The organism is Pseudoalteromonas sp. MMG007 (assembly GCF_018100985.1).
Classification (GTDB): Bacteria; Pseudomonadota; Gammaproteobacteria; order Enterobacterales; family Alteromonadaceae; genus Pseudoalteromonas.
This window is the reverse complement of the sequence record NZ_JAGJEI010000015.1, coordinates 20,252-44,272: the sequence shown is the minus strand read 5'-3', so window position 1 is coordinate 44,272 and position 24,021 is coordinate 20,252. Positions and strand designations below refer to the sequence as shown.

The following is a 24,021-nucleotide window of genomic DNA, read 5'->3' as shown; positions in this document are numbered from 1 at the left end:
AATAAAAAAGCCGCATTAGCGGCTTTTTTAGTTTAGTAAGTTAACAGCGTTTACTTTTTAGTTTTTGCGTTAGCAAATGCATCTGCAAATGCATTACCCATCATCGCATTGCCATTATCGCGCTTTGGCTTAGTTGCGCGAGGTTGCTGTGAGTTGCTGTTACGTTGTTTTTGAGGAGCAGCAGCGGGTTTATTACTTGTGTCTATGTCGTCATCTAAACGCATAGTAAAGCTAATACGTTTACGAGCTGCGTCTACTTCAACTACTTTTACTTTTACAATGTCGCCAGCTTTTACTACTTCGCGAGGGTCTGAAATAAACTTATTAGTAATAGCTGAAATATGTACAAGGCCATCTTGATGAACGCCTACATCAACAAACGCACCAAAGTTGGCAACGTTAGATACAACACCTTCTAAAATCATACCTGGTTTAAGGTCGCTAATTTTTTCAACGCCCGCTTTAAATTCAGCAGTTTTAAACTCAGGACGCGGATCGCGACCAGGTTTATCAAGCTCACTAATGATATCGGTCACCGTTGGTAAACCAAATTTCTCGTCAATATAGTCGTTAGCAGCAAGTTTATTTAAAAAGTCACTGTTACCAATTAAGCTACTTACATCAAGGCTATTACGTTCACAAATACGTTTAACAATTGGGTAAGCTTCAGGGTGAACAGATGAATTATCTAGAGGGTCACTTCCATTGTTGATACGTAAAAAGCCGGCTGCTTGTTCAAAGGCTTTTGGCCCTAAACGTTCAACTTTTTTAAGTTCACTACGCTTAGTAAATACGCCGTTAGTATCGCGGTAATTAACAATGTTTTGCGCTAGTGTTTTGTTTAAGCCAGACACACGAGTAAGTAATGGCACTGAGGCCATATTTAAATCTACACCTACTGAGTTTACACAGTCTTCAACTACAGCTGTTAGCGTTTGCCCCAATTGACTTTGTGACACATCGTGTTGATATTGGCCTACACCAATTGATTTTGGCTCAATTTTAACAAGTTCAGCAAGAGGGTCTTGTAAGCGACGAGCAATAGATACAGCTCCTCGTATAGAAACATCTAAATCTGGAAATTCGTTAGCAGCAAATTCAGAGGCTGAGTAAACCGATGCACCCGCTTCGCTCACCATAATTTTATTAATTTTAAGCTCGGTATTGGCTTTAATTAGTTCGGCAACTAATTTATCTGATTCGCGAGAAGCCGTGCCATTACCGATCGCAATCAGCTCTACTTTATGTTGGCGACAGAGTTGTTCTAATGTGCGAAGTGATTTATCCCAATGATTTTGTGGCGCATGAGGGAAAATAGTTTGTGTGGCAAGCAATTTACCTGTGCTATCTACAACGGCAATTTTACAGCCAGTTCGTAAGCCAGGATCGAGCCCTAAAGTAGTTCGCGGGCCTGCTGGAGCTGCCATTAATAAGTCTTTTAAGTTTTTAGCAAATACATCAATAGCGCCAGTTTCTGCTTTTTCGCGCATTGCTGCTAAAAACTCATTCTCAAGGTGTAAGCCGAGTTTAATTTTCCATGCCCATTGCACAACATTTAAAAGCCACTCGCTTGCAGCTTTATATTTAATGTCTAAGCGGTAATGCTCGGCAATCATTTGTGCGCATAGTTGCGCTGAATTTTCTGAGTTAGGCTCTGGGTTTACGTTTAACTGTAGAATGCCTTCGTTACGAGCGCGCAACATAGCTAGTGCACGGTGAGAAGGAACTTTTTTAAGGGCTTCTTGATGCTCAAAGTAATCTCGGTATTTAGCGCCAGCTTGTTCTTGCCCTTTAATAAGAGCGCTTTCTATAGCGCCGTTTTGGCTTATGTAACTTCTAAATTTAGCAAGCAATTTAGCGTCTTCGGCAAAGCGCTCCATTAAAATAAACTTAGCGCCATCAAGTACTGCTTTGGTATCTGCAATGCCTTTCTCGGCATTTACAAATTGTTCAGCTTGTTGCTCTGGGTTTAAATTTGCATCGTTAAATAGTGCATCGGCAAGAGGCTCTAGGCCTGCTTCAATTGCTATTTGGCCTTTAGTACGGCGCTTAGCTTTATAAGGTAAGTATAAATCTTCAAGCTCTGTTTTACTTTGTGCGCTGGCAATATCGGCGCTTAGCTCGGCGGTGAGTTTATTTTGCGATTCTATCGTCGATAAAATAAAACCACGGCGCTCTTCAAGTTCTCGTAAGTACGACAAGCGTTGCTCTAAAAGACGCAGTTGAGTGTCATCTAACCCGCCAGTGATTTCTTTACGGTAACGTGCAATAAAAGGAACAGTTGCGCCTTCATCAAGTAACTTTGTTGCTGCAACAACCTGTTGCTGCTGTGCATTTAGCTCTGTGGCTAAACGTGCAGAGATATCGCTCATGCAAAAACCTTTTTATACAATAAAATAAGACCAGAAGCGTGTTACTGGCGTCGTTAATTGCTTGAATAATATCACAGGAGGTAGTAATAAAAAGCTCTTAAAGCAAGCTATTTTACTTGCTTTAAGATGGTTGGGTTGGGAGTAAATTACTGCGGTTAAAAGAGCGCCCTAGTGAGGGTGCTCAATGTTTTCTAATACTTCACTGAAAGAGTGGGCTATTGGCGTAATATGTACTGGTATGTGTAATGTTTTAGCTATTTGGCGAGCTGAAATTAAGCCGCAAATTTCGCTGCTGGCTGTTGTTACCAATAAAAACATCGTGCCTTGGTGCTCCATTGTTTGAAGCGCATCACCAATACATGCGTAGCTTAAGCTTTGCATGCTTACACCTGTAAGTTTACTAATAGGGGTCATGATGTCGCGTAAGCTCACTTCGCTTTTTGGTGTATTTAAACGCTGGGCAATAATAGTGATTTTAGAGCTTTGTAGATCAGCGCTAGAAACCAGCCCAATTAATTTTTGATTTTCATCAGTGACTAAAACAAAGTCTGATTGTTGTGCACTTACTTGTTTTAGTGCTTCAGTTATCGTTGTTCCGTACTGTGCACGGATTGGCGTTTTATGGGTAAAGTTATTTACCATTTTTAACGCAGGAGATGATAAATCAATTAATGGTTGATCGTCTGCAAATGTGCTTGCAATAACACCGTGAGATACATTTTGGGTACGTAATTCTTTAAAGTTAGACATAATAGTCACCTTAGTCGTTATAAAATTTAATTAAGTTGTAAAATAATGAATTAAATTAAATAGCTAGGTGGTCCACGTTGGTACGCAGTGCTAAAAGGTCTGTTTAAATTAGTGCTCTTATAAAAAGAGTTTACGACATTAGGAAGTGGTTGAAGCGTCCTAAAGGTAAATGCATTAACGTGAGAGTCAACGTCAAAGTCGAGGTTAGCTTGGTCAGGAACATCGCAAGCAATAAAGTGGTTGGTTAGCTTAGCGCTATCAATGTTTACTTGTGTAGTATTGGCATGCAGAGACAAACTTACACTCATAAAAAGTGTAAATAATACGGCATTACTTAATATGCGCTGTACTACGTTTGACATGGCCATTACCTTAAAAAATACAGGTTAACCAAATAACCTGATTAACTCTCTTATAACCTACTCAAATAGATTACACAATAAAAAGTTAATATGATCTGAATCAAAGTTTTAATTGATAACTACTGTTATTGGGCTTTATTTTTGATATTCAATACTATTTACGTACCACTCCCTTTTACCTTGAGGTGTAACTACTTCAAAATCGTCATCTACTTGCTTTTTAATAAGTGCGCGAGCCATCGGTGAATCGATTGATATGTAATCTTTGCGATCGTAAATTTCATCAGGGCCTACAATTCTGAACTTTTTAGTTTCACCTTGCTCATTTTCTATTTCTACCCAAGCACCAAAAAATACTTTACCGGCTTGCTCTGGTGAGTAATCAATAATTTTTAAATCGGGCAAACGCTTGCGTAAATAGCGCACGCGGCGATCAATTTGACGCAGTAGTCGCTTATTGTATTGATAGTCTGCATTTTCAGAGCGATCACCTAAGCTTGCTGCCCAACTTACAATTTTGGTTACTTCAGGGCGCTTTACGTTCCATAAATGGTCGTGCTCTTGTTGCAGCTGCAAATACCCCTCTCGGGTCACTAAGTTTGTTTTCATGATGAATTCTTTATTAACTCTAATGGTGTGCACGTTATTAAAATTGCCAAAATTTGTCGAGCGTAAACTTTAATAATATAGCTTTGAAATGTTCAGTAACAATCTAAGCAAGTAATTAGTTTTTGATTATTAAGTTTTTCATTTATATTAACTATTAACTGGATATAAAAATAAGAAACACAATGGGACATGAAACTACAAAAGTATTGGTTGTCGATGATGACATGCGCTTGCGCAGCCTGCTAGAGCGTTATTTAGTAGAGCAAGGCTTTATTGTTAGGACGGCTGCAAATTCAGAGCAAATGGATAGGCTCATTGAACGTGAAAACTTTCACTTAATGGTTCTCGATTTAATGCTCCCAGGAGAAGACGGCTTATCTATTTGCCGCCGCTTACGTCAAAAAGAAAACGAAATTCCTATTGTTATGCTTACTGCAAAGGGTGATGAGGTAGACCGCATTATTGGTCTTGAGCTTGGTGCCGATGACTACATTCCAAAACCATTTAACCCACGCGAATTATTAGCGCGTATTAAAGCTATTTTACGCCGTCGAGCAAAAGAGGTTCCCGGTGCGCCAGCCGCTGAAGAAAACTTAATAGCTTTTGGTAAATTTACACTTAATTTGGCAACACGCGAAATGAGCGAAGGCGATAAAACTATATCACTAACCAGCGGCGAGTTTGCAGTGTTAAAAGCTTTGGTCTCGCACCCAAGAGAGCCACTTAGCCGCGACAAATTAATGAATCTTGCTCGTGGGCGTGATTACAGTGCGCTTGAGCGCAGCATTGATGTACAAGTATCACGACTACGCCGCATGATTGAAGTAGATGCGGCTAATCCACGCTATATTCAAACCGTTTGGGGTTTAGGCTACGTGTTTGTTCCTGACGGTGAAAAGTAATTTATATGGGATTTTTTCCGCGTAGTGCATTTGGACAAACCGTTTTTTTAGTGGCCGCTTTGCTGCTAATAAACCAAATTGTGTCGTATGTTACGGTGAGTTTTTATGTTGTAAAACCCACTATAGAGCAAGTTAATCTAATGCTCGCAAAGCAAATTAAAACAGTATTTATTGATTGGGAAGATGGGGTCGAAATTAACGACGAAGTGTCGGCTAAGTTTTTTGAAATTACCGGAATTGAGGTAATGACTCAACGCGAAGCAATGCGCCAAGGGCTTGGTCAAACTCGCGAATATTCAATGCTTTCACGTAGTATGTCTGAGCAATTAAATGGCTCTGCACGAGTGCGTATTAGCCAAACCGATCCATTAATATACTGGGTAGAAGCACCACAAGCGCCAGGTTATTGGGTCAAAGTGCCGCTATCAGGCTATCAAGAAAACAACCTCGAGTTTTTAACTTTTTACTTATCAAGTATTGGCTTTTTAAGTGTTTTAGGTGGCTGGTTATTTGCCAGGCACTTAAACCGCCCGTTAAAAGCATTGCAACAAGCGGCGGTAAAGGTAGGCAAAGGCGACTTTAGCTCTAAGCTTGATGAAGAAGGCTCCACGGAAGTAATTGAAGTTACTCGCGCATTTAATCAAATGTCGCGCGGTATAGCCGCTCTTGAAAACGACCGCCGTTTATTAATGGCGGGTGTATCTCACGATTTACGCACGCCACTTACCCGTATTCGCCTTGCAACTGAGATGATGGTTGATGAAGATGATTACCTCCGTGAAGGCATTATTTACGATATAGAAGACATGAACGGTATTATCGATCAGTTTATTGAGTATTTACGCCACCATAAACGTGAAGAACTCGCCTGCGAAGATATAAACGCCTTAGTTGCTGAGGTTGTTCATTCAGAGCTACAACACCAGCGCACAATCATATTTAAGAGCAATCCAAGTATAGGCAAAATTCCATTGAGTTCTGTGGCTATTAAGCGTGTAATTACAAATATGATAGGTAATGCATTGCGTTACTCTGAGGATGATATTGAAGTACTGAGTTACTTTAATTCAAATAAAAAATACGTCGTTATTGCGGTTAACGATAAGGGTCCAGGTATACCTGAAAGCGAGCTTGAATCTGTATTTGAACCTTTTAAACAAGGGGATGCAGCGCGTGGCAGCGAAGGCAGTGGGTTAGGCCTTGCTATTATTAAACGCATTATTGATATGCATGACGGCAAAGTGAAATTAGAAAACCGCCCAGAAGGTGGCTTAAGTGCACAAATTTATTTACCGATTAAGGCGCTTAACTCTGCACAGTAAACTGTGCAGAGTTACTTACTCAATGATTTAAAGTGCTTTAAAGCGAATGGCTGTGCCACCGCTGGTAGCGAGTTTTAAGGTTAGTTTATCGTTTGTGGTGACTACGCGCTTTTCGATATTTAAATCATATGGATTATTTTTCCACTCTGCGTTTTTACCGTCTTGATAAATTTGCGCTTCAAACTTTTTACCTTGCTCTAAAAAGTCGAGCTTTACTTCAATAGTACGGGCTTTTTCGTCAGTTACGGCGCCTAAGTACCAATCATTACCTGTGTATTTGCCGCGTTCGCGCTCTTTACGAGCAAATACAATAAAGTCGCCCACTTCGCCATCAAGGGCAATACTTTGCTGCCAATCTGTAGGTACATCTTGTATAAATTGAAATGCGTCTGGCTTAGCTAAGTAATTTTTAGGCAAATCAGCAGCCATTTGAATCGGACTATATAGCACAACATAAAGCGCAAGCTGTTTTGCAAGCGTGGTTTGTGGGCGGTTTGTATCATCCCTTAAACCATTAAAGCTCATATCAAAAATACCAGGTGTAAAATCCATTGGGCCAGAAAGCATACGTGTAAAAGCAAGCATTGGTACATGCTCTGGTGGGTTAGGAGGCGACCCCCATGCATTATATTCTTGCCCGCGTGCACCTTCGCGCGCAATCCAATTAGGGTAGGTACGGCGCAGGCCAGTATCTTTAATAGGCTCGTGGGTATTAATACTAATTTTATGTTTAGCAGCCAGTTTTACGTTGTATAAATATTCGTTAACCATAAATTGGCCATCATGCCATTCATGGCGTGCAATACCGTTTTTGTCTATAAGTTTTATATTACCGCCATCAGCCACATAACCCGTTTTAACTTGGCTTACGTTTGATTTTTCGTAAAGAGCAAAAGCATCTTCCATTTGGTCACGGTAATTACTTACATTACCCGATGTTTCGTGATGTCCAATGAGTTGTACGCCTTTTTGTTTGCCGTATTGAGTCAGCGCAGCTATGTCAAAGTCGTCGTATGGTTTGGTAAAGTTAAATACATCACCATTAAAATACCAATCGCCATCCCAGCCTTCATTCCAACCTTCTACTAGCACACCATCAAATCCGTACTCAGCCGCAAAATCCATATAGTATTTTGTGGTTTGTGTGGTTGCACCGTGTTTTTTTCCGCTGCCCCATGTTTGCGTGTTTATATGCATGCCCCACCAAATACCTACGTATTTTCCTGGTTTTACCCACGACACATCACCGAGTTTATTAGGCTCGTTTAAATTTAATATAATGTCTGAATTAACTAAACCCACGGCGCTGTCGGCAATTTGAATGGTACGCCACGGGGTATTAAACGCGCCTTGTTTTTTAACCGCAATACCATCTGACCACGGGGTTAAATCGGCATTGAATGTTCCTGGCCGGCGCTGATTAAGTACCATACCAGCGTAATTAACAAGGGCTGCTTCATGAATACTTACGTGAGTGCCATCACTTGTTTTAAACGTAAAGGGTGTATGCACAAGTGCGGCTTCGTTAAGCGCGGTAGTGTTGTAAACGTATTCATAACGGTTCCATCCACGAGCGGGGATCCACCAAGCTTTAGCATTTTGACTATCATTTATGGCAAACTCAGTGAGCTCTTTAGTTATAAACGTTTGCTCAAAGCCTGCTTGTTTAGGTACTTCGTATCTAAAGCCGACTCCACTATTAAATGCGCGAAAACGAATGGTATAAGTGCCTAAGTTAGGTTCTTTTTTTGTAAAGGTAACAGCTATTTCGTTATGTTTATCTGTGACTGTTTGGCGCTCACCCCATGGCTGTTGCCACTGCGAGTTAACGCTTTGCTGCTTGATATCTTTAATTTTAAAGCCATCACTAAACGCAGCTTGAGTTTTAAATTCAAAACCAAGCAGCGATTTATTTATAACAGGCTTATTTTTAAATTTTATAGAGTAGCTTGGTGTGGTGTTTTCATCAGAAATAGTGACCGTTATTTGTGTGTCTGGCGATTTTAGCTCAACCGTTTGTGCGTAGCTGTTGCTAGCAAAGGCTAAAAGCACAAGTGCTGGTATTCTCATTGTGTGTCCTTAGGTGAGTCAGTGGTGACATTTAAGGATAATGACAGTTGTAAATTAATACGACTGGTTACATACGTATTCAATGTTTTAAAAAATAGAAAGAATTTAACTACTTGTTCGGTCTATAATGTAAATAAATTGATAATAGCGATGACTAATATGATCAAAGTTTTAGTTTATGTATTTTTATTATGTGCCAGCGCTCAGGGCTTTACCGCCAATATAACGATAAAAAATTCAAGTAATGAGCCCTTAGCTAATGCCGTTGTGTGGTTAACCGCTAGCGGTTCTACTGAGATTACCGTGCCCGAAGCTCCTTATGCAATGAGTCAACAAAATAGAGAATTTATTCCGCGAATATTAGTTGTTCCGCAAAATGCAAAAGTAGAATTTCCAAATGCGGATTCTATCATGCACCACGTTTATTCATTTTCTAAAGCAAAAACATTTGAATTAAAGCTATATAAAGAGCAGCCAAAAGCACCGATTATTTTTGACCAAACGGGTGTGGTTGAGCTTGGCTGTAATATTCACGATTGGATGCTAGGTTATATAGTGGTCGTCGATAGTACTGTGTTTGCAATTACAGATGAAAACGGCAAGGCTAATTTACAGACCGGCGCGGGCGAATATACGTTAAGTGTTTGGCATTCAGGGTTTAGTGATATAAGTAACGTTGAAACTAAAAACGTAATTGTAGGTACGCAACCGCTTGAATATAAAGTTAAACAGGAAGTAGCCGCGCAAATTGATTTTGCAACGGATGAATTTGATGATTATTAATCGCACTTTAACGTTTGTATTTTTAGTTAGTATTTTATTTTTTAGCGCTGCGCTACATGCGCAGGTTAAAGGTTTGATACAAGTTAGAACCGTACAAGGTGATGATAATACAAGCTTTCAAGATGGTGGAATTGGCCTCTATCGCCATGATACAAAAAGTGATGAGCTTATTTTATCGCAAGGGATTTTAGATTTTAATGTTGATTTAGCATCTAGTTGGTCGGCTCATGGGGTATTAAATTTAAATCAAGATCCTGATGTTGGCTTAGGCTTAACACAAGCTTATATTAAGTATCAGCCTCTTACTGATAGTAAGTACAAATGGCATGTGCGCGGTGGTGGTTTTTATCCGCTCATGTCGCTTGAAAACCCCGATATTGGCTGGACCTCTCCTTATAACTACACAAACTCAGCCATTAATAGCTGGATAGGCGAAGAGTTACGTACCGTTGGTATCGAAGCAACTCTTAAACGCCCAGCTAAACGCTTTAATTCTAAGCATAGTTTTAGCTTTGTAGGCGCTACGTTTAAAGGCAATGATCCTACCGGTACTTTACTCGCTTGGCGTGGCTTTGCATTGCACGATAGACAAACCACATTTAATGAAGGGGTTAACATTGGCCCTATAGCCTCATTAAATGAGTTTGATTTACGCTGGCAATCGGGCCGTGTTTTGCCCTTTGAAGAAGTAGATGGGCGATTTGGCTATTATGCAGGTGTACATTGGGATTACTTAAAAAAATCGCAGTTTCGTGTTTATTACTACGATAATAACGGCGATCCCAGTACTGTAAATTATAGCTCTGGGCAGTATGCATGGGACACTCGCTTTACGAGCGTTGCCTGGCTATATAAATTTAATAGCAAAACTCGCGTTATAGCACAGGTGCTCAATGGTGAAACCGAAATGGGTGCGAATGCTTTAATTGATAATGCGTTTTACAGCCATTACTTAATGCTAAGCCATAAAGAAGGTAAGCATCGAGTTTCAGTACGCTATGATTACTTTAAAGTGACAGATAACGACACCACTGCGTTTGATCCTAATGCGAGCCATGGGGAGGGAGTAACCGCAACGTGGCGCTACCAGCTCAGTAATAGTTGGCAATTAGGTGTTGAAGGCTCTGCGATTAAAAGTTTTATAAAAAATAGAGCCGCCAGCGGCTTTGCACAGCGCATATCGCAGCAGCAAATTATGTTAAACGCTCAATGGCGTTTTTAAAGTACAAAAAAGGGAGCTTTTAAAGCTCCCTTTTAGTTTCAAAAAAAGTGTAAATTATTTTTTATCAAAAGCGCGTTTCATGTAGTTAGGTGTAGCGAGTGCACCATGGTGAATACCGCTGTTGTAGTATTCACTTTGCTTGGCTATTTGTGCTGCGCCGTCTTCTCTAAAGCCGCTAAATGCCTCTGATGTACGAGCAAGTGTTACCGACCATAAACCGCTTGGGTAAATTGGTTGTGGGAATGGCAGTGTTTGTAAATCATTAAATCCTACACTTAACATAGCTTCACGCATTTCAACTAACAATGGCATGTGCATAAGTGGCGATTCACTTTGCTGTACTAAAATACCGCCTGGGCGAAGTGCATTTAGGCAGCTTGTGTAAAACGCATGGTTAAATAACCCCTCACCAGGGCCTACTGGATCTGTACCATCAACAATAACAACGTCGATAGACTCACCCGCAGCTTCGCGCATGTATTTAATGCCATCATCAAACATAACGGTTGCACGAGGATCGTTATTAGACTCGCAAAGCTCTGGGAAGTATTTTAACGACATTTGCGTCACTACTTCGTCTATATCTATTTGGGTTACGGTTTCTACATCTGGGTGTTTTAATACTTCGCGTAATGTACCGCAGTCGCCGCCGCCAATAATGACCACGTTTTTAGGATTTGGGTGCGCTAAAAGTGCAGGGTGGCTGATCATCTCATGGTAAAAAAAGTTTTCGCGGGTTGTAACCATTGTACAGCCGTCGATGATCATTAAATTACCAAAGTCTGTGGTTTCGAACATTTCTACTTTTTGAAAAGGAGACTGTTTTTCGTCTAGCTTTTTGTTAATACGTAATGAAAATGCGCTGCCATCGCGGTCGCTAATTTCAGTAAACCACTTACTTTGATCTAAATTTGCCATAGTTGCTTTTACACTTTTTTGGTTGAGTATGAAAAAGGGGCAATTCTGCCAGTGCTTGTCGTTTTGCTCAATGAAATTTTAACCTATTTAACGAATAAAGTTAGCTAGGGGTGAGTGAAAGTTCAATTTTTGTTAGCCTAGCCAGTACTGACGTATTAAAATGCGCCTTTATAGCTAAATTGACTAAAGAAGAGTTGCCATGACCTGGGGTTTAGAAACAGCACGCGCTACTTATAACGTTGCTCATTGGAGTGATGGTTATTTTGATATAAACGCACAAGGCGAGTTGGTAGCCTACCCCGATGGTGACCAAACTAAAAGCGCGATTTCTTTAACGCAATTAACAGAGCAGTTTAAGCAACAAGGTTTGACGCTGCCGGTTTTAGTGCGCTTTACTGATATTTTAAAAAACCGTGTAGATACGCTGACAAATGCGTTTACTCAAGCACGTAGCAGCCGTGAATATAACGGGAAATACACCTGTGTATATCCTATTAAAGTAAACCAGCAGCGCTCCGTGGTAAGTAAGTTACTTGCCCATCCTAGTGGTTTAGTCGGCCTTGAAGCTGGCTCAAAACCAGAACTTATGGCTATTTTAGGCGTTGCAAAAGAGCCAATTACTATTGTCTGTAATGGCTATAAAGACAGTGAATTTTTACGCTTAGCGTGTATTGGTCAAGCCATGGGGCACAGCGTTAAAATAGTAGTAGAAAAACTATCAGAACTGACCACGTTACTTGAAGAAATAGATAACTTAGGCATTGAGCCCGCTATTGGCATTCGTATTCGCTTAAACTCAGTGGGTAAAGGTAAGTGGCAAAATACCGGTGGTGAAAAAGGTAAGTTTGGCTTAACGGCAGGGCAAGTGCTTAGTGCTGTTGAAGTACTTAAGCAGCATAATAAATTGCACTTAATGCAAATGGTGCATTTTCATATTGGCTCTCAAATTGCCAACATTCGAGACATACACCGCGCCCTGCGCGAATGTGCGCGCCACTTTGCGGAACTTACTCAGTTAGGTGTACCACTTAATACGGTTGATGTAGGTGGTGGTTTAGGCGTTGATTACGAAGGCTCGGGCTCTCGCAGTGCGTGTTCGATGAACTACACAGTAGAGGAGTACGCACGTAACGTAGTAAATGCGTTTGCAGAAGTGTGCGACCAACATAACCTTACCCACCCGGCTATTATTACTGAATCGGGCCGCGCTTTAACGGCTCATCACGCTGTGTTAATTACTGATGTAATAGATGTAGAAAAAGCACCTAATCATTTAAACCCAGAGCCACCTATCGCAAATAGTGCCTTAGTGCTTGATGAAATGTGGCAGTGTTTACAACGGTTAAACCCGCGTATGGCGCTGGAAATTTATCACGATGCGATGCACCTATTTAGCGAAGCACACGATCAATACGTGCATGGTTTAGTCAGCATGTTAGAGTGGGCAAAAATAGAGCAGTTATACTTTACTATTTTACATCGCGTGCGTGCATCGCTTAGTAATAACGCCCGTGCACACCGCGAAGTACTTGATGATTTAAACGAAAAATTAGCTGATAAACTGTTTGTTAACTTTTCACTTTTTCAGTCGTTACCTGATGTGTGGGGCATTCAGCAGTTATTTCCGGTAATGCCAATAGAACACCTAAATCAGCCTTTAACTCAGCGTGCAATTATTCAAGATATAACCTGTGATTCTGACGGACAAATCCGTGAATACGTAGAAGGCGCGGGTATAGAAACCAGCCTACCTATTCCGGAGTACAAACCTGGTGAGCAATACCATATTGCTATGTTTATGGTAGGTGCGTACCAAGAAATTTTAGGTGATTTACATAACTTATTTGGCGACACCGACTCAGTACATGTTGAGCTAAATGACGAAGGTTATGTATTAACCAATGCCATTAAAGGTGATAGCGTTAAGGATGTATTAAAGTTTGTTGATTATGATAGCGCCATTTTGGCGGATAACTTTGCTTATCAAGTTAATAAGCTAGCTGTATCTGAGCAATGCAAAGAGGGATATCTAGCAGAGCTTAATGCAGGCCTTGAAGGTTACACCTATTTTGAAGATTAATTTATAAGTAAATAAAAGCGCAGTGCTAGTTGCTGCGCACTGTTTAAAGGAATGGAAGTAATGTCAGTTATTCGCAGTGTATTAAGCCTTATTTTTTACACGTTAAACACACTTATATGGTTTGTGCCTATTTTTGCTTGTGGTCTTTTAAAGCTTATTCCTTTTAAGCCGCTACAAAAATTAATGAGCTGGACAGCCAAGTCATGTGCTACAGCTTGGGTCTCTTTTAATGGACTAAATCAAAAGCTATGTACGCCTACAAAATTAAATGTAACTGGCTTAGAAGACGTTAAATTAAAAGATTGGTACTTAGTAATTGCTAATCACCAAAGCTGGGTAGATATTTTAGTACTGCAGCGAGTGTTTAATCGCAAAATTCCATTTTTAAACTTCTTTTTGAAAAAAGAGCTTATTTACGTGCCTATTTTAGGTTTGTGTTGGTGGGCACTCGACTTTCCATTTATGACGCGCACCAGCAAAAGCCAGTTAAAAAAGAACCCTAAATTACGTGGTAAAGACCTAGAAACAACCCGTAAAGCCTGCGAAAAATTTAAAGAAATGCCAGTAAGCGTTGTTAACTTTGTTGAGGGCACACGCTTTACAAAGCAAAAGCACGCACGACAAAGCAGTCCTTTTCCACACTTATTAAAACCAAAAGCAGGTGGAATTGCATTTGTAATGCAGGCGATGGGTGAGCAAATTTCTAAAGTAGTGAATGTCACGATTCATTACCCCGATGGCATACCTACGTTTATGGACTTTGCTGGTGGTAAAGTTAAGCAAATCAACGTACATGTAGATATTCGCCCTGTGAGCAAAGAGCTAATTGGTGATTATACTGGCGACTCTGAGTTTAGAGTGGGCTTTCAAAGTGAACTAAATCGTTTATGGGAAGAAAAAGAGCTGACGCTACAACAGCTTGAGCAAAACCATAAACAATAAGGCGAATATAATGAGCTTACAGTTATGCTAAAAAAATGGTTACCTAATTGGCTTAACGGCTTAATTGTAGGCTGCGTATTATTCTCTAATGTGATTATTTTTGGCACCTTAGTTTTATTACTGGGAGTGGTTAAACTACTACTGCCCTTGGGGATAATAAATACTCTTTTACATCAGGTCTATCGTGGCTGGTGTAATGGTAATAGATTTGGTTTGTGGCTGGGTTGCCCTAACATTGAAGTAAATATAAATGGCGATTTAAACGCGCAAAGTTGGTATTTACTTATTTGCAATCATATGAGCTGGCTAGATATAGCCGTACTTAGCTCATTACATAAATTGCCAGCTCCAAAGTTTTTTTTAAAAGATGAATTAAAATACGTGCCTTTTATTGGTACTGGCGCGTGGGCTATGAGCATGCCATTTATGAAACGCGTGAGTAAAGCGCAGCTCGCTAAAAACCCAAAGCTTAAAGGCTTAGATGTGGAGCGTACAAAACACAGTTGCCGTAACTTTAAGCGTAATCCCACTACAATAATTAATTTTGTAGAAGGCACCCGGTATACTCCCGCAAAGCACGCAAGTCAGCAAAGCCCTTTTAAACATTTACTTAAGCCTAAAGCTGGGGGAATAGCCTTTGCGCTTGAGGTACTTGGCGAGCAATTTGACGCCATGTTGAATTCGAGCGTAGTTTACAGCGGTAAAACTAGCCATGTGTGCCGCAATATTTTAAAAGGCGAGCTTAACTCAATTTATGTCTCTATTGATGTGATACCTATCAGCGAGCAAATGCTAGGCAGCTATCAACACGACAGAGTATTTAGAAGCGATTTTCAAAAATACGTTAATGAGCTTTGGGTTGCTAAAGATAGGCAGCTCACTGGCATTTATGCTCAACAAGATTTACTTGAACCACAAATCAGTAAGGAAATTGAAACACTATGACCCACACACACCTTCAGGATTTAATTGCACCTTGGTTTGAAAAAGTACCCGATGCAAATTTTCTTAGTTCAATTACAGCGGCCTCAATTGGGGTTTTATCACTATTAATTGTCTACTTGTTTACACGCCGATTAATGCTTCCTGGTATTCAAAAGATTGTTACTAAATTATCTCCTGAGCGTATTGGTTTACTCTCCCCGTTGCTTAATAAACTCAATAAACGTATTGCAGGTATGCTATGTAGTGTACTTTTTTTAGCAACCTTTGATAGCGTATACCCGGTTAATGAGCTAACAGCCGAGATTTTAAAAACGATTGGGCAAGGCATACTGATTATTCATGTAGGCTTTATTTTTAGCAGTATAGTGAGTATAGCTGGCGCTATTTATAACCAGCTAGATTTTGCACGCGAAGTGCCTATTCAGGGCTTACTACAAGTCGTAAAACTTATTACGTTTATTGTATGTGCAATATTAATAGTGAGTATCGTGCTTGAAAAATCACCTACGTATATTCTTTCTGGCTTTGGTGCTATAGCCGCTGTTACCTTATTAGTATTTAAAGACACCATTTTAGGCTTTGTGGCGAGTATTCAAATTGCGGCAAACAGACTGGTTACTTACGGTGATTGGATCCAAGTAGAAAACTATGGCGCAGATGGTGAGGTTATAGATTTAGGTTTGAATACTGTAAAAGTGCGCAACTGGGATAACACTATTACGACTATTCCTACTTATATGCTGGTTGCGGGTTCGTTTAAAAACTGGCGCGGGATGCAAGAATCTGGTGGCAGACGTATTAAGCGCTCACTTAATATAGATATGCACAGTATTTGCTTAGTGAGTGATGAATTTAGAAAGCAAATAGATGCGGCTATTCCGCTGCATGAGTATATACGTGTTGCGTCATTGCCTGATCCGGTCTCTAACTTAGGGTTGTTTCGTCGTTACGCAGAGGGCTACTTAAAACAGCATAATAAAATTAATACAACGCTTACACTGATGGTGAGAGAGCTGCAGCCGTTAAATCACGGCTTACCTATTGAGTTTTATTGCTTTAGTGAAGACAAACGTTGGATTTCGTACGAGCACTTACAAGCTGAAATAATGGATCATTTACTTGCTGTATTGCCGGTGTTTGGCCTTAGAGCGTATCAAAGTGTGAGTGGGCAATTAAGCCCACCGAATACCCAGCAAACAGATAAGCCAACCTTTAAAGTAATGGCAAATAGTACTGGGCAAGACCTACAGCAATAAATAAAGCTAATAGCCACCAAATAGGTGGCTTTTTTATTCTTAACCATGCAAAGGCCGCAATTATCAGCCCTACTTGCCATAGGTTATGCACTGCTGATGTCCAAATTGGTGAATACAATGCAGCGGCTAAAAAGCCTACTACGGCAGCATTAAGCGCTGCTATGGAGCTTGCGAAGCGAGCTTTGTTTGCAAGGTTTAACCAGCTTTTTTGAAATGCCAGCATTAATAAAAAGCCCGGTGTAAATATAAGAAGCGTAGCAATAATAGCGCCCACTAATGGCTGCTCTGTGGTTAACTGCGTGCCTAAATAGGTCGCAATGGTAAACATAGGTCCAGGCACTGCCTGTGCACTGGCATATGCACTTAAAAACTGCTCATCACTGAGTGCTGGTACACCTGCCTGCAGAACAGGAAGCACAACATGTCCACCTCCAAATACCATAGCACCCGCTTGGTAAAAAGGGGTAAACAAAGCAAATTCTCGCCCTAAAGGAATAAAACTAATACACAGCAATAAAGCAAATAAGCCTAGTGGAAGCCAATTTACAGTGTTTTTGGTATCACTTGTTTGCGGCGGGTTATTACCTAATTTTAATAAAGGCCAAACCGCGCCCATTGTTGCAGCAATTACTAAAATAGCGATTTGAGTGCCCATCATTGGCAATAGTATTAAGGCAAGCGTACTTAGTACTGCAAGTAACTTTAAAGTAATGCTTGTACAAAAGCTTTTAGCCATGCTCAGCGTGGCATCGGCCACAATAACCACTGCAAATAACTTTAACCCCGCAATAACCGCAAAGTAAACTGCATCAAACTGATGCGCACTAATAGCAAGTAGCACCATAATTAAGAATGAAGGCAGTGTAAAACCAATAAACGCAGCTATTCCTCCAAGTACGCCCGCTCGCTCTACACCAATAGCAAAGCTTACTTGGCTTGAACCTGGCCCAGGAAGAGCTTGGCTCAAGCTAATAAGCTGGGCATAACGAGTGTTAGTTAGCCAGTTTAATGTATCTACAAAATGGCGTTTAAAATAGCCTAAATGAGCAGCTGGACCGCCAAAGCTCATGCAGCCAAGTAAAAAAAACTGCCTAAAAGTAGCGAATAACATAGCGCCAAAGTCCTCGTTAAAATTCATTTAATTGTCACAAATCAGTATGACACTTTTATTAATACTACGCTGCAGAGTTTGCTATTGTGCGTATTTGTGAAGTGAGCAGGGGTTAAATTTACTTAATTATTAACAGACACTTCATAGTTTGTTCATAGATGTATTTGCATACTCTTGCTAATTATAGAAAGAACAGGACATCATCATGACATTAACTAAATCACTAGTAAGTGCATCTGTTATAGCTTTACTTGTAAGTGGCTGTGAAATGAACAACACTGGTAAAGGTGCAGCTATTGGCGCAGCAGCTGGTGGCGTACTAGGTAAAGCAACGGGTAATCATAAAGATAAACGCATATTTATTGGTGCTGCTATTGGTGCGCTTGCGGGCGCTGCAGTAGGTGATTACATGGATAAGCAAGAAGAAGCGTTTCGTGATGAACTTGCAGGCTCGGGCGTTGAAGTTGTACGTGAGGGCGATAATTTACGTTTAGTTATGCCGTCTAATATCACTTTTGCGACCGATCAATCTTATATTTCATCAGGCTTTAACGATACCTTAGATGCAATTGCAAAAGTAATGAACAAATACGAAAAAACGTACCTTAGTGTTGAAGGACATACCGATAGCACAGGTAAAGATAGCTACAACATGAACCTATCGCGCGAACGTGCTCAAAGCGTTAAAAACTATTTAGTAAACCAGCAGATAATGGCTGCACGTATTAGTACAACAGGCTATGGCGAAACACGCCCAATTGCGACTAACGATAGCGCAAATGGCCGTGCTCAAAACCGCCGTGTAGAAATTCAAATAGTGCCGAACACAGAAGGTTAGTTTTTGTTGAACTGCAATTCACAAAGACGCTGATACAAAGGGGAGCTTGCTAGTAATTGCTGGTGGCTCCCTGTTGCTTTTATTTCTCCATTTTCCATTACTACAATCACATCTGCATGTTTAACCGTTGCCAACCTATGGGCAATAATTAACGTTGTTCTGTTTTGCATTAAATGCTCAAGCGCGGCTTGAACGTGATGCTCGCTTTGCGCATCGAGTGCGCTGGTTGCTTCATCAAGGAGCAGTATTTCAGGGTCTTTTAAAATAGCGCGTGCCAATACAATACGCTGCTTTTGCCCGCCCGAAAGCCTTACCCCTTGCTCACCTAAAAAGCTGTTATAACTTTGCGGTAACTGTTTAATAAATTCATCTGCGTGGGCGTGCTTTGCAGCGGCGTATACTTGCTCGTCAGTGGCATTTGGGTTGCCGTAGCGAATGTTATGCATTACATCTGAGCTAAATAAAATAGGATTTTGTGCCACCATGCCCATTTTACCCCTGAGGGTATTAAGCGATAGGTCTTTAATGTTTATATCATTAAATTTAATCGCGCCTTTTGCTGGGTCGTAAAAGCGCTGTAGTAATTCAAATAACGTCGTTTTACCTGCGCCAGAGGGGCCAACAATGGCAACGGTTTTACCTTGCTCTATAGTTAAGCTTATTTTGTTAAGCGCGCTTACATCGGGGCGAGATGGGTAGTTAAAGCTAATGTTTTCAAGTTCGATAGCAGGACTGTTAGTGTTTACTAATAGCTCATCGTCTTGTGAAGTGATTGGGTTTTCTATTTCGCTTTTAACTGCAAGTAGCTCCAGTAAGCGCGCCGCAGCACCTGCTGCACGTTGCAGCTCGCCGTAAACCTCTGCAACGGTTGCCACCGACATAGCCACCATAATAGCATAAAACACAAAGGCGCCTAGCTCACCGCCAGTCATAGTACCAGCTAGTACGTCACTGCCACCTACCCAAAGCATTGCGCTAATAGCGCTAAAAGTTAAAAATATGACCGCAGCAATTAAAAATGAGCGTTGCTTAATGCGGCTTTTAGCCACACTAAAGGCTTTTTCGGTTTCAAGTGCAAAAGCGTGCTGCTCTTGTGCTTCATGGCTATAGCTTTGTACTACTTTTATGTTTTGAATGATCTCGCCGGCATAGGTGCTTATGTCGGCTATTGCATCTTGGCTGGAGCTTGCAAGCTTTCGCACCTTTTTACCAAATACCATCATGGGTACCAATACCAGCGGCACACAAGCAACCACAACAAGGGTAAGCTTTAAATTAGTAACCAATAGCATTACCAAGCCACCCACCAACATTAATGCGCTACGCAGTGCCATAGAAAACGATGAGCCAATAATCGATTGTAATAAGGTGGTGTCGGTTGTTAAACGCGACATAAGCTCGCCACTGCGGTTTTCTTCAAAGTAGCTTGGGTGCAGGGTAACAATGCGATTAAACACCGCTTTGCGAATATCGTTACTGACGCGCTCGCCAATCCACGACATTAAATAAAAGCGGCTAAACGTGCCCACGGCCAATAAGCTAATTAAACCAATAAGCACCAATACAGCTTGTTGTAACTGGGATTGGGAGCCTGCGATAAAGCCATGATCTATGACAAATTTAACGCCTTGCCCTAATGATAAGTTAACGCCAGCAGTTACTAAAAGGGCGCCAAGCGCCGCTACTACCATCCATTTATACGGTTTAATAAAAGCAAAAATAGGTAATAAACTACTAAAGGCGGCTTTTTCGGGATTAGGTGTTGTTTTTGACATAGTGGATTCTTTTTAAAGGTTAAGGTATAGATATGGCACTAAGATAATAAAAATCAATACGCTTAAATATAAGTACAGTTTAAATCATCAATAAGGAAACGTTATGACTACTAAAACCGTAAGTGGAGAATTTAATGTAAACCTAGCCCCTATAGAAGGCTACGCAAGCGGCCAAAATGGTATTAATTTAGGGCGTATGTCGATAGATAAAACTTTTAAAGGTAGCTTAAATGCCACCAGCCAAGGCGAAATGCTAAGCGCCATGACACCCACGCAAGGCAGTGCCGGTTATGTTGCTATAGAGCAAGTAATAGGCGAGCTTGAAGGCAAAAAAGGCAGCTTTGTATTGCAGCATTTTGGTACTATGAATAAAGGCCAAGATAGCCTAATTTTAAATGTTATTCCTGATTCAGGCACTCATGAGCTAGAAGGGTTAACGGGCAGTATGAAAATACGTATTGAGCAAGGGATTCACTACTACGATTTTGAATACACCCTATAAGATACACAAGGATTAAAATGCAAAAAGTAATCGAATTTAGAAAGACTCGTTTTTTGGGTGGGGTAGATATAGTCGCACTGAATGACCGCATACAGGAATTAAACCAAGATGGCTGGAAAGTAATAAATGCAGTGCCATTGACAGGCTTTTATGGGCAAGTGCATGGTTATACGTTATTTATTGAAACTGACGAGCTTTAAATGACATTTTCAGTATGGTTAAGCCTAGCGGCTATTTGCATGATGGGGGCAATGTCGCCAGGGCCAAGTTTGGCGGTGGTTTTAAAGCACTCACTTAACGGCAGTATGAAAAACGGTATGCTTGCCGCACTAAGCCATGGCACAGGCGTTGGCTTGTATGCCGGTGCATCTTTATTAGGGTTAGGCGCTTTAATGACGCAGTTTCCAACTGTTTATCAAATACTCGTTTACTTAGGTGCGGCCTATTTGGCGTATTTAGGTATAAAAATATTGCTAGCAAAACCAAGTAATAACGAACTTGAAGTACAAAAAAGTGAGGTAAGTGCAGCTAAAGCATTACAAGATGGCTTTGCCATTGCGTTTTTAAATCCAAAACTCGCTATTTTCTTTTTAGCTTTGTTCTCACAGTTTATTGACCCTCAGGCACTTACTTTAAGCATTGGTATTATTATGTGCTTAACAGTATTTGTAATTGATACCGGCTGGTATTTACTGGTGGCGTTACTTACAGAGATTTCAAAAAACCGCTTTGGTTTTACTAAGCAAAACCCATGGCTCGATAAAATATTGGGGATTATATTTATCATGCTAGCCATAAAAGTAGTGTTTAGTGTGTGATAGTTTATTGGTTTTATAAATCAATAGGTTAGATTTTAATTTAGCTCTTTTAATCTATAAGACGTTTAGATGTATTGAGGATAAACCAATGGGCAACCCTATTTTAAAAAGTGCCAGCTTTGATCCTAAAGTGAAACAATACTGGATGACTACGGCATGCCTTTTTAGCGCCTTAGCGCTGGTGACTATTCCGCTCATACCTGTGGTGTTAATTATTGTTTGGCTGGTGGCAGGTAAAGTTTTAGTGGCTATGTCGGCGCAATTACTCACGCAAAAGCTGGTTGTTAAACGCGGTATTTTATTTAAAGAAGAAAAATCGATACCACTTGAAAAAATAACCGATGTTGGGCTGAGCCAAGGGCCGCTGATGCGTTTATTTGGTTTATACCGCTTAAGTTTTGAAACTGCGGGGCAGTCTGGCCATGGTGCATTGGTGTCATTACTTGGTGTTGTAAACGCAAGTGAGTTTAGAGAAGCCATACTTGAGCAAAAAGATAACTTAGCTGCGCAAGCACCTAAAGTGGAAGAGTTTGCTGAAGATCACCTCAACCAAGCATTACTTGCCCGCTTAGTTGAGGTAGTAGAGCGAATAGATACGCGCTTAGCTGCTTTAGAGGCGAAGCGTTAAACGCTTTGTAATTGAGCTTGCCCCGCAAGCATACTTAGCTCTTTGGTACGGCTTTCAACAATTTGATACTCATGTGCTTTAATTGTGCTTACATAGTTCCACTTAGCACTGGCTTGTGTGGGTGTAAAAGTAACGGTTAAATAGCCGCGCTCTACTAAATTATTATAAGCAAGGTCGTCAACTAACAAAGCAATCACTTGCTCTATTTGTGCCACGGTTTGCGCATCTTGTGTGTTTAGCGCTAAATACTTTTCAAGCCCTGGTGATGAAACCGAGGCAGTTGCAAACTCCACTCCTGCATTTTGTGAGGCTGCAATAGGGTTATTGGCATCAGTTTTAAGCTCTCCTGCCCAACCATTATGTGTATCACCGGCTAAAACCACTAAGTTTTTTTGTGCAGCAATAGCGGTGCCTAATAACACTTCTCGCTCGTAGGCGTAGCCATCCCAAGCATCAAGGTTATACGGTATGGTGGTTTCTACCCGTGCAAGCTCAGCGGCTGTAACGCTTGGGTCACCCGCTAATACTCGGCCTTTAATTTTCGCCAGCTCTGCAAATAAAATATTTGCCTGTGCGAGTAAAGCACTAGGGTCGCCACCACTTGCTTGTGTACTTTGTAAGCTAGCTAGTAGCAGCATCACTTCTACAGGTAAATGCATTTTGGTCATGAGCACTTGTTGCCCTAATACTTGCCACTGAGTACTTGAGGTCGTTATTGCATCGCTAAGCCAAGTAAGTTGTTCACTGCCTAATAATGCGCGATCACTCGCACCAATTGCTGCGGCAAATGCACTTTGACCCACAGGGGTTGTGAGATCAAAATCGCTGTAGCTAAGCTGTTCATCACGGGCCAAAACGCGGGTGTCTAGCATGTATAAAGAAACTAAGTTACCAAATTCAAAGCGACGGTAAATGCGCTCTTTATCGGCTACATTACGAATTGGCATCCACTCAAAGTAAGCTTGTAGTGCATTTAGCTTTCGTTGGCTAAACTCGCCTTCACCTTCGTTATGATTTTCAGCGCCTTCGCGCCATGTGTCGTTGGTAATTTCGTGGTCGTCCCACACCGTTATAAATGCACAGTGGCTATGGGCTGCTTGTAAGTCGGCATCGAGGCGATAATTTGCATAGCGTTTTCTGTAATCGGTAAGCGCTATAATTTCACTGCTGTTATCGAGGGGGAGAAGTCGGTCTAATTGGGCAGCGTCTTCGGTTGCATAGCCAGTATTACTGTACTCGTAAATGTAATCACCTAAATGTAATACGGCATCTAAATCGCTTTGCTTAGCAATTTCACCATACACATGGAAATACCCGGCAGGGTAATTTGCGCACGATACAACTGCTAACTTTACTTTATCTACGTTACCTACAGGAAGCGTTTTTCCTTGCCCGGTAGGGGAGGTTTTTCCGTGTGCGTTAAATCGGTAGTAATAAATGGTGTTGGCATCAAGCCCTTGTAAATCAACTTTAAGCGTAAAATCGGTGGTATCACTTATGCGTGCTTCACCATCGTGAACAATATTAGTAAAGCTTTTATCTGTGGCGGCTTGCCACTGCACGTTTAATGTTTTAGTTGTTATATTAAGTGGGGTTACACGGGTCCAAATAATTAAGCTATCGCTAAGCGGGTCGCCGCTGGCAACACCGTGATCAAAGCTAACAGGAGTGTCGTCATCGTCATCAAACCTGCAACCTGCTAAACCAAGTGATAATACGGCAGCGCCAAATCCTGCTGCCGATGCTTTTAAAAAACTTCTCCGTGTAAATGCCATTGCTTTGTACCTGTTAAGTGTAAAAAGCAAAGTGTAGGCAA

General features: G+C 41.0%; 22 protein-coding genes. 13 read left to right on the top strand and 9 right to left on the bottom strand.

Annotated elements, in window-relative coordinates; genetic code table 11:
- Positions 1 to 50 precede the first annotated feature (50 nt).
- The 4 genes from J8L71_RS15530 to greB form a co-directional block, all read right to left on the bottom strand.
- Positions 51 to 2,372, bottom strand: coding sequence for a Tex family protein (locus J8L71_RS15530; protein ID WP_211001321.1), 2,322 nt, complete (start codon positions 2,370 to 2,372; stop codon positions 51 to 53).
- Positions 2,373 to 2,540: 168 nt separating this feature from the next.
- Positions 2,541 to 3,122: a CBS domain-containing protein gene (locus J8L71_RS15525; protein ID WP_211001320.1), complete on the bottom strand. Its 582-nt coding sequence runs from the start codon at positions 3,120 to 3,122 to the stop codon at positions 2,541 to 2,543.
- Between the two features lie 50 nt (positions 3,123 to 3,172).
- Positions 3,173 to 3,484, bottom strand: a complete 312-nt coding sequence (locus tag J8L71_RS15520; protein WP_211001319.1) for a hypothetical protein — start codon at positions 3,482 to 3,484, stop codon at positions 3,173 to 3,175.
- 135 nt (positions 3,485 to 3,619) lie between these two features.
- Positions 3,620 to 4,093 (bottom strand): transcription elongation factor GreB, encoded by a 474-nt coding sequence (greB, locus tag J8L71_RS15515; RefSeq protein WP_211001318.1) that lies wholly within the window; start codon positions 4,091 to 4,093, stop codon positions 3,620 to 3,622.
- A gap of 182 nt (positions 4,094 to 4,275) precedes the next feature.
- Between greB and ompR the strand changes: the two genes are divergently transcribed.
- Together ompR and envZ are read left to right on the top strand one after the other, a co-directional pair.
- The gene (gene ompR / locus J8L71_RS15510; protein ID WP_058547924.1) at positions 4,276 to 4,995 is read left to right on the top strand and encodes a two-component system response regulator OmpR; all 720 of its coding nucleotides are present in this window, start codon (positions 4,276 to 4,278) and stop codon (positions 4,993 to 4,995) included.
- A gap of 5 nt (positions 4,996 to 5,000) precedes the next feature.
- Positions 5,001 to 6,317, top strand: coding sequence for a two-component system sensor histidine kinase EnvZ (envZ, locus tag J8L71_RS15505; RefSeq protein WP_138684017.1), 1,317 nt, complete (start codon positions 5,001 to 5,003; stop codon positions 6,315 to 6,317).
- Positions 6,318 to 6,344: 27 nt separating this feature from the next.
- Here envZ and J8L71_RS15500 read toward each other — a convergent pair whose 3' ends face one another.
- Positions 6,345 to 8,387, bottom strand: a complete 2,043-nt coding sequence (locus tag J8L71_RS15500; RefSeq protein WP_211001317.1) for a glycoside hydrolase family 97 protein — start codon at positions 8,385 to 8,387, stop codon at positions 6,345 to 6,347.
- Positions 8,388 to 8,546: 159 nt separating this feature from the next.
- On the opposite strand from J8L71_RS15500, the gene J8L71_RS15495 reads away from it, so the two are divergent.
- Together J8L71_RS15495 and J8L71_RS15490 are read left to right on the top strand one after the other, a co-directional pair.
- Positions 8,547 to 9,170: a methylamine utilization protein gene (locus J8L71_RS15495; RefSeq protein WP_211001316.1), complete on the top strand. Its 624-nt coding sequence runs from the start codon at positions 8,547 to 8,549 to the stop codon at positions 9,168 to 9,170.
- The gene (locus J8L71_RS15490; protein ID WP_211001315.1) at positions 9,160 to 10,392 is read left to right on the top strand and encodes a hypothetical protein; all 1,233 of its coding nucleotides are present in this window, start codon (positions 9,160 to 9,162) and stop codon (positions 10,390 to 10,392) included. Before J8L71_RS15495 ends, J8L71_RS15490 begins: the two co-directional genes overlap by 11 nt.
- A 54-nt stretch (positions 10,393 to 10,446) precedes the next feature.
- Here J8L71_RS15490 and speE read toward each other — a convergent pair whose 3' ends face one another.
- Positions 10,447 to 11,310 (bottom strand): polyamine aminopropyltransferase, encoded by an 864-nt coding sequence (gene speE / locus J8L71_RS15485; RefSeq protein ID WP_211001314.1) that lies wholly within the window; start codon positions 11,308 to 11,310, stop codon positions 10,447 to 10,449.
- 199 nt (positions 11,311 to 11,509) lie between these two features.
- Here speE and speA point away from each other — a divergent pair, with 199 nt between their 5' ends.
- From speA to J8L71_RS15465, 4 genes are read left to right on the top strand one after another with little or no spacing between them, the layout of a single operon-like run.
- Positions 11,510 to 13,390: a biosynthetic arginine decarboxylase gene (gene speA / locus J8L71_RS15480; protein ID WP_211001313.1), complete on the top strand. Its 1,881-nt coding sequence runs from the start codon at positions 11,510 to 11,512 to the stop codon at positions 13,388 to 13,390.
- A gap of 60 nt (positions 13,391 to 13,450) precedes the next feature.
- On the top strand, positions 13,451 to 14,332 hold the full coding sequence (locus tag J8L71_RS15475) for an acyltransferase (protein ID WP_211001312.1): 882 nt from the start codon (positions 13,451 to 13,453) through the stop codon (positions 14,330 to 14,332).
- Positions 14,333 to 14,356: 24 nt separating this feature from the next.
- The gene (locus tag J8L71_RS15470) at positions 14,357 to 15,277 is read left to right on the top strand and encodes an acetyltransferase (protein WP_211001311.1); all 921 of its coding nucleotides are present in this window, start codon (positions 14,357 to 14,359) and stop codon (positions 15,275 to 15,277) included.
- Entirely contained in the window at positions 15,274 to 16,533 is a 1,260-nt protein-coding gene (locus J8L71_RS15465) for a mechanosensitive ion channel domain-containing protein (RefSeq protein ID WP_211001310.1), read from the top strand. Before J8L71_RS15470 ends, J8L71_RS15465 begins: the two co-directional genes overlap by 4 nt.
- Here the strand turns inward: J8L71_RS15465 and chrA are convergent.
- On the bottom strand, positions 16,490 to 17,644 hold the full coding sequence (gene chrA, locus J8L71_RS15460; RefSeq protein WP_211001383.1) for a chromate efflux transporter: 1,155 nt from the start codon (positions 17,642 to 17,644) through the stop codon (positions 16,490 to 16,492). The two genes, J8L71_RS15465 and chrA, sit on opposite strands and share 44 nt — an antisense overlap.
- A gap of 205 nt (positions 17,645 to 17,849) precedes the next feature.
- Here chrA and J8L71_RS15455 point away from each other — a divergent pair, with 205 nt between their 5' ends.
- Positions 17,850 to 18,482: an OmpA family protein gene (locus J8L71_RS15455; RefSeq protein WP_211001309.1), complete on the top strand. Its 633-nt coding sequence runs from the start codon at positions 17,850 to 17,852 to the stop codon at positions 18,480 to 18,482.
- Here J8L71_RS15455 and J8L71_RS15450 read toward each other — a convergent pair.
- Entirely contained in the window at positions 18,479 to 20,257 is a 1,779-nt protein-coding gene (locus J8L71_RS15450) for an ABC transporter transmembrane domain-containing protein (protein WP_211001308.1), read from the bottom strand. The two genes, J8L71_RS15455 and J8L71_RS15450, sit on opposite strands and share 4 nt — an antisense overlap.
- A gap of 103 nt (positions 20,258 to 20,360) precedes the next feature.
- Between J8L71_RS15450 and J8L71_RS15445 the strand changes: the two genes are divergently transcribed.
- The 4 genes from J8L71_RS15445 (at position 20,361) to J8L71_RS15430 (ending at position 22,205) form a co-directional block, all read left to right on the top strand.
- A complete protein-coding gene (locus J8L71_RS15445; protein ID WP_211001307.1) occupies positions 20,361 to 20,759 on the top strand; it encodes a DUF3224 domain-containing protein in 399 nt (132 codons plus the stop codon).
- A 17-nt stretch (positions 20,760 to 20,776) separates the two neighbouring features.
- Entirely contained in the window at positions 20,777 to 20,959 is a 183-nt protein-coding gene (locus tag J8L71_RS15440; protein ID WP_024599480.1) for a hypothetical protein, read from the top strand.
- Positions 20,960 to 21,577, top strand: a complete 618-nt coding sequence (locus J8L71_RS15435) for a LysE family translocator (RefSeq protein ID WP_211001306.1) — start codon at positions 20,960 to 20,962, stop codon at positions 21,575 to 21,577.
- Between the two features lie 88 nt (positions 21,578 to 21,665).
- Entirely contained in the window at positions 21,666 to 22,205 is a 540-nt protein-coding gene (locus tag J8L71_RS15430; RefSeq protein ID WP_211001305.1) for a PH domain-containing protein, read from the top strand.
- On the opposite strand, the gene J8L71_RS15425 is transcribed toward J8L71_RS15430, so the two are convergent.
- Positions 22,202 to 23,980, bottom strand: coding sequence for an alkaline phosphatase D family protein (locus J8L71_RS15425; protein WP_211001304.1), 1,779 nt, complete (start codon positions 23,978 to 23,980; stop codon positions 22,202 to 22,204). The genes J8L71_RS15430 and J8L71_RS15425 overlap by 4 nt on opposite strands.
- Between the last annotated feature and the right edge of the window lie 41 nt (positions 23,981 to 24,021).

What these genes read in the sequence shown, in the direction of transcription:
- J8L71_RS15530 (WP_211001321.1), bottom strand. Translation starts at nt 2,372, where the DNA reads ATGAGCGATATCTCTGCACGTTTAGCCACAGAGCTAAATGCACAGCAG.
- J8L71_RS15525 (WP_211001320.1), bottom strand. Translation starts at nt 3,122, where the DNA reads ATGTCTAACTTTAAAGAATTACGTACCCAAAATGTATCTCACGGTGTT.
- J8L71_RS15520 (WP_211001319.1), bottom strand. Translation starts at nt 3,484, where the DNA reads ATGTCAAACGTAGTACAGCGCATATTAAGTAATGCCGTATTATTTACA.
- greB (WP_211001318.1), bottom strand. Translation starts at nt 4,093, where the DNA reads ATGAAAACAAACTTAGTGACCCGAGAGGGGTATTTGCAGCTGCAACAA.
- ompR (WP_058547924.1), top strand. Translation starts at nt 4,276, where the DNA reads ATGGGACATGAAACTACAAAAGTATTGGTTGTCGATGATGACATGCGC.
- envZ (WP_138684017.1), top strand. Translation starts at nt 5,001, where the DNA reads ATGGGATTTTTTCCGCGTAGTGCATTTGGACAAACCGTTTTTTTAGTG.
- J8L71_RS15500 (WP_211001317.1), bottom strand. Translation starts at nt 8,387, where the DNA reads ATGAGAATACCAGCACTTGTGCTTTTAGCCTTTGCTAGCAACAGCTAC.
- J8L71_RS15495 (WP_211001316.1), top strand. Translation starts at nt 8,547, where the DNA reads ATGATCAAAGTTTTAGTTTATGTATTTTTATTATGTGCCAGCGCTCAG.
- J8L71_RS15490 (WP_211001315.1), top strand. Translation starts at nt 9,160, where the DNA reads ATGATTATTAATCGCACTTTAACGTTTGTATTTTTAGTTAGTATTTTA.
- speE (WP_211001314.1), bottom strand. Translation starts at nt 11,310, where the DNA reads ATGGCAAATTTAGATCAAAGTAAGTGGTTTACTGAAATTAGCGACCGC.
- speA (WP_211001313.1), top strand. Translation starts at nt 11,510, where the DNA reads ATGACCTGGGGTTTAGAAACAGCACGCGCTACTTATAACGTTGCTCAT.
- J8L71_RS15475 (WP_211001312.1), top strand. Translation starts at nt 13,451, where the DNA reads ATGTCAGTTATTCGCAGTGTATTAAGCCTTATTTTTTACACGTTAAAC.
- J8L71_RS15470 (WP_211001311.1), top strand. Translation starts at nt 14,357, where the DNA reads ATGCTAAAAAAATGGTTACCTAATTGGCTTAACGGCTTAATTGTAGGC.
- J8L71_RS15465 (WP_211001310.1), top strand. Translation starts at nt 15,274, where the DNA reads ATGACCCACACACACCTTCAGGATTTAATTGCACCTTGGTTTGAAAAA.
- chrA (WP_211001383.1), bottom strand. Translation starts at nt 17,644, where the DNA reads ATGTTATTCGCTACTTTTAGGCAGTTTTTTTTACTTGGCTGCATGAGC.
- J8L71_RS15455 (WP_211001309.1), top strand. Translation starts at nt 17,850, where the DNA reads ATGACATTAACTAAATCACTAGTAAGTGCATCTGTTATAGCTTTACTT.
- J8L71_RS15450 (WP_211001308.1), bottom strand. Translation starts at nt 20,257, where the DNA reads ATGTCAAAAACAACACCTAATCCCGAAAAAGCCGCCTTTAGTAGTTTA.
- J8L71_RS15445 (WP_211001307.1), top strand. Translation starts at nt 20,361, where the DNA reads ATGACTACTAAAACCGTAAGTGGAGAATTTAATGTAAACCTAGCCCCT.
- J8L71_RS15440 (WP_024599480.1), top strand. Translation starts at nt 20,777, where the DNA reads ATGCAAAAAGTAATCGAATTTAGAAAGACTCGTTTTTTGGGTGGGGTA.
- J8L71_RS15435 (WP_211001306.1), top strand. Translation starts at nt 20,960, where the DNA reads ATGACATTTTCAGTATGGTTAAGCCTAGCGGCTATTTGCATGATGGGG.
- J8L71_RS15430 (WP_211001305.1), top strand. Translation starts at nt 21,666, where the DNA reads ATGGGCAACCCTATTTTAAAAAGTGCCAGCTTTGATCCTAAAGTGAAA.
- J8L71_RS15425 (WP_211001304.1), bottom strand. Translation starts at nt 23,980, where the DNA reads ATGGCATTTACACGGAGAAGTTTTTTAAAAGCATCGGCAGCAGGATTT.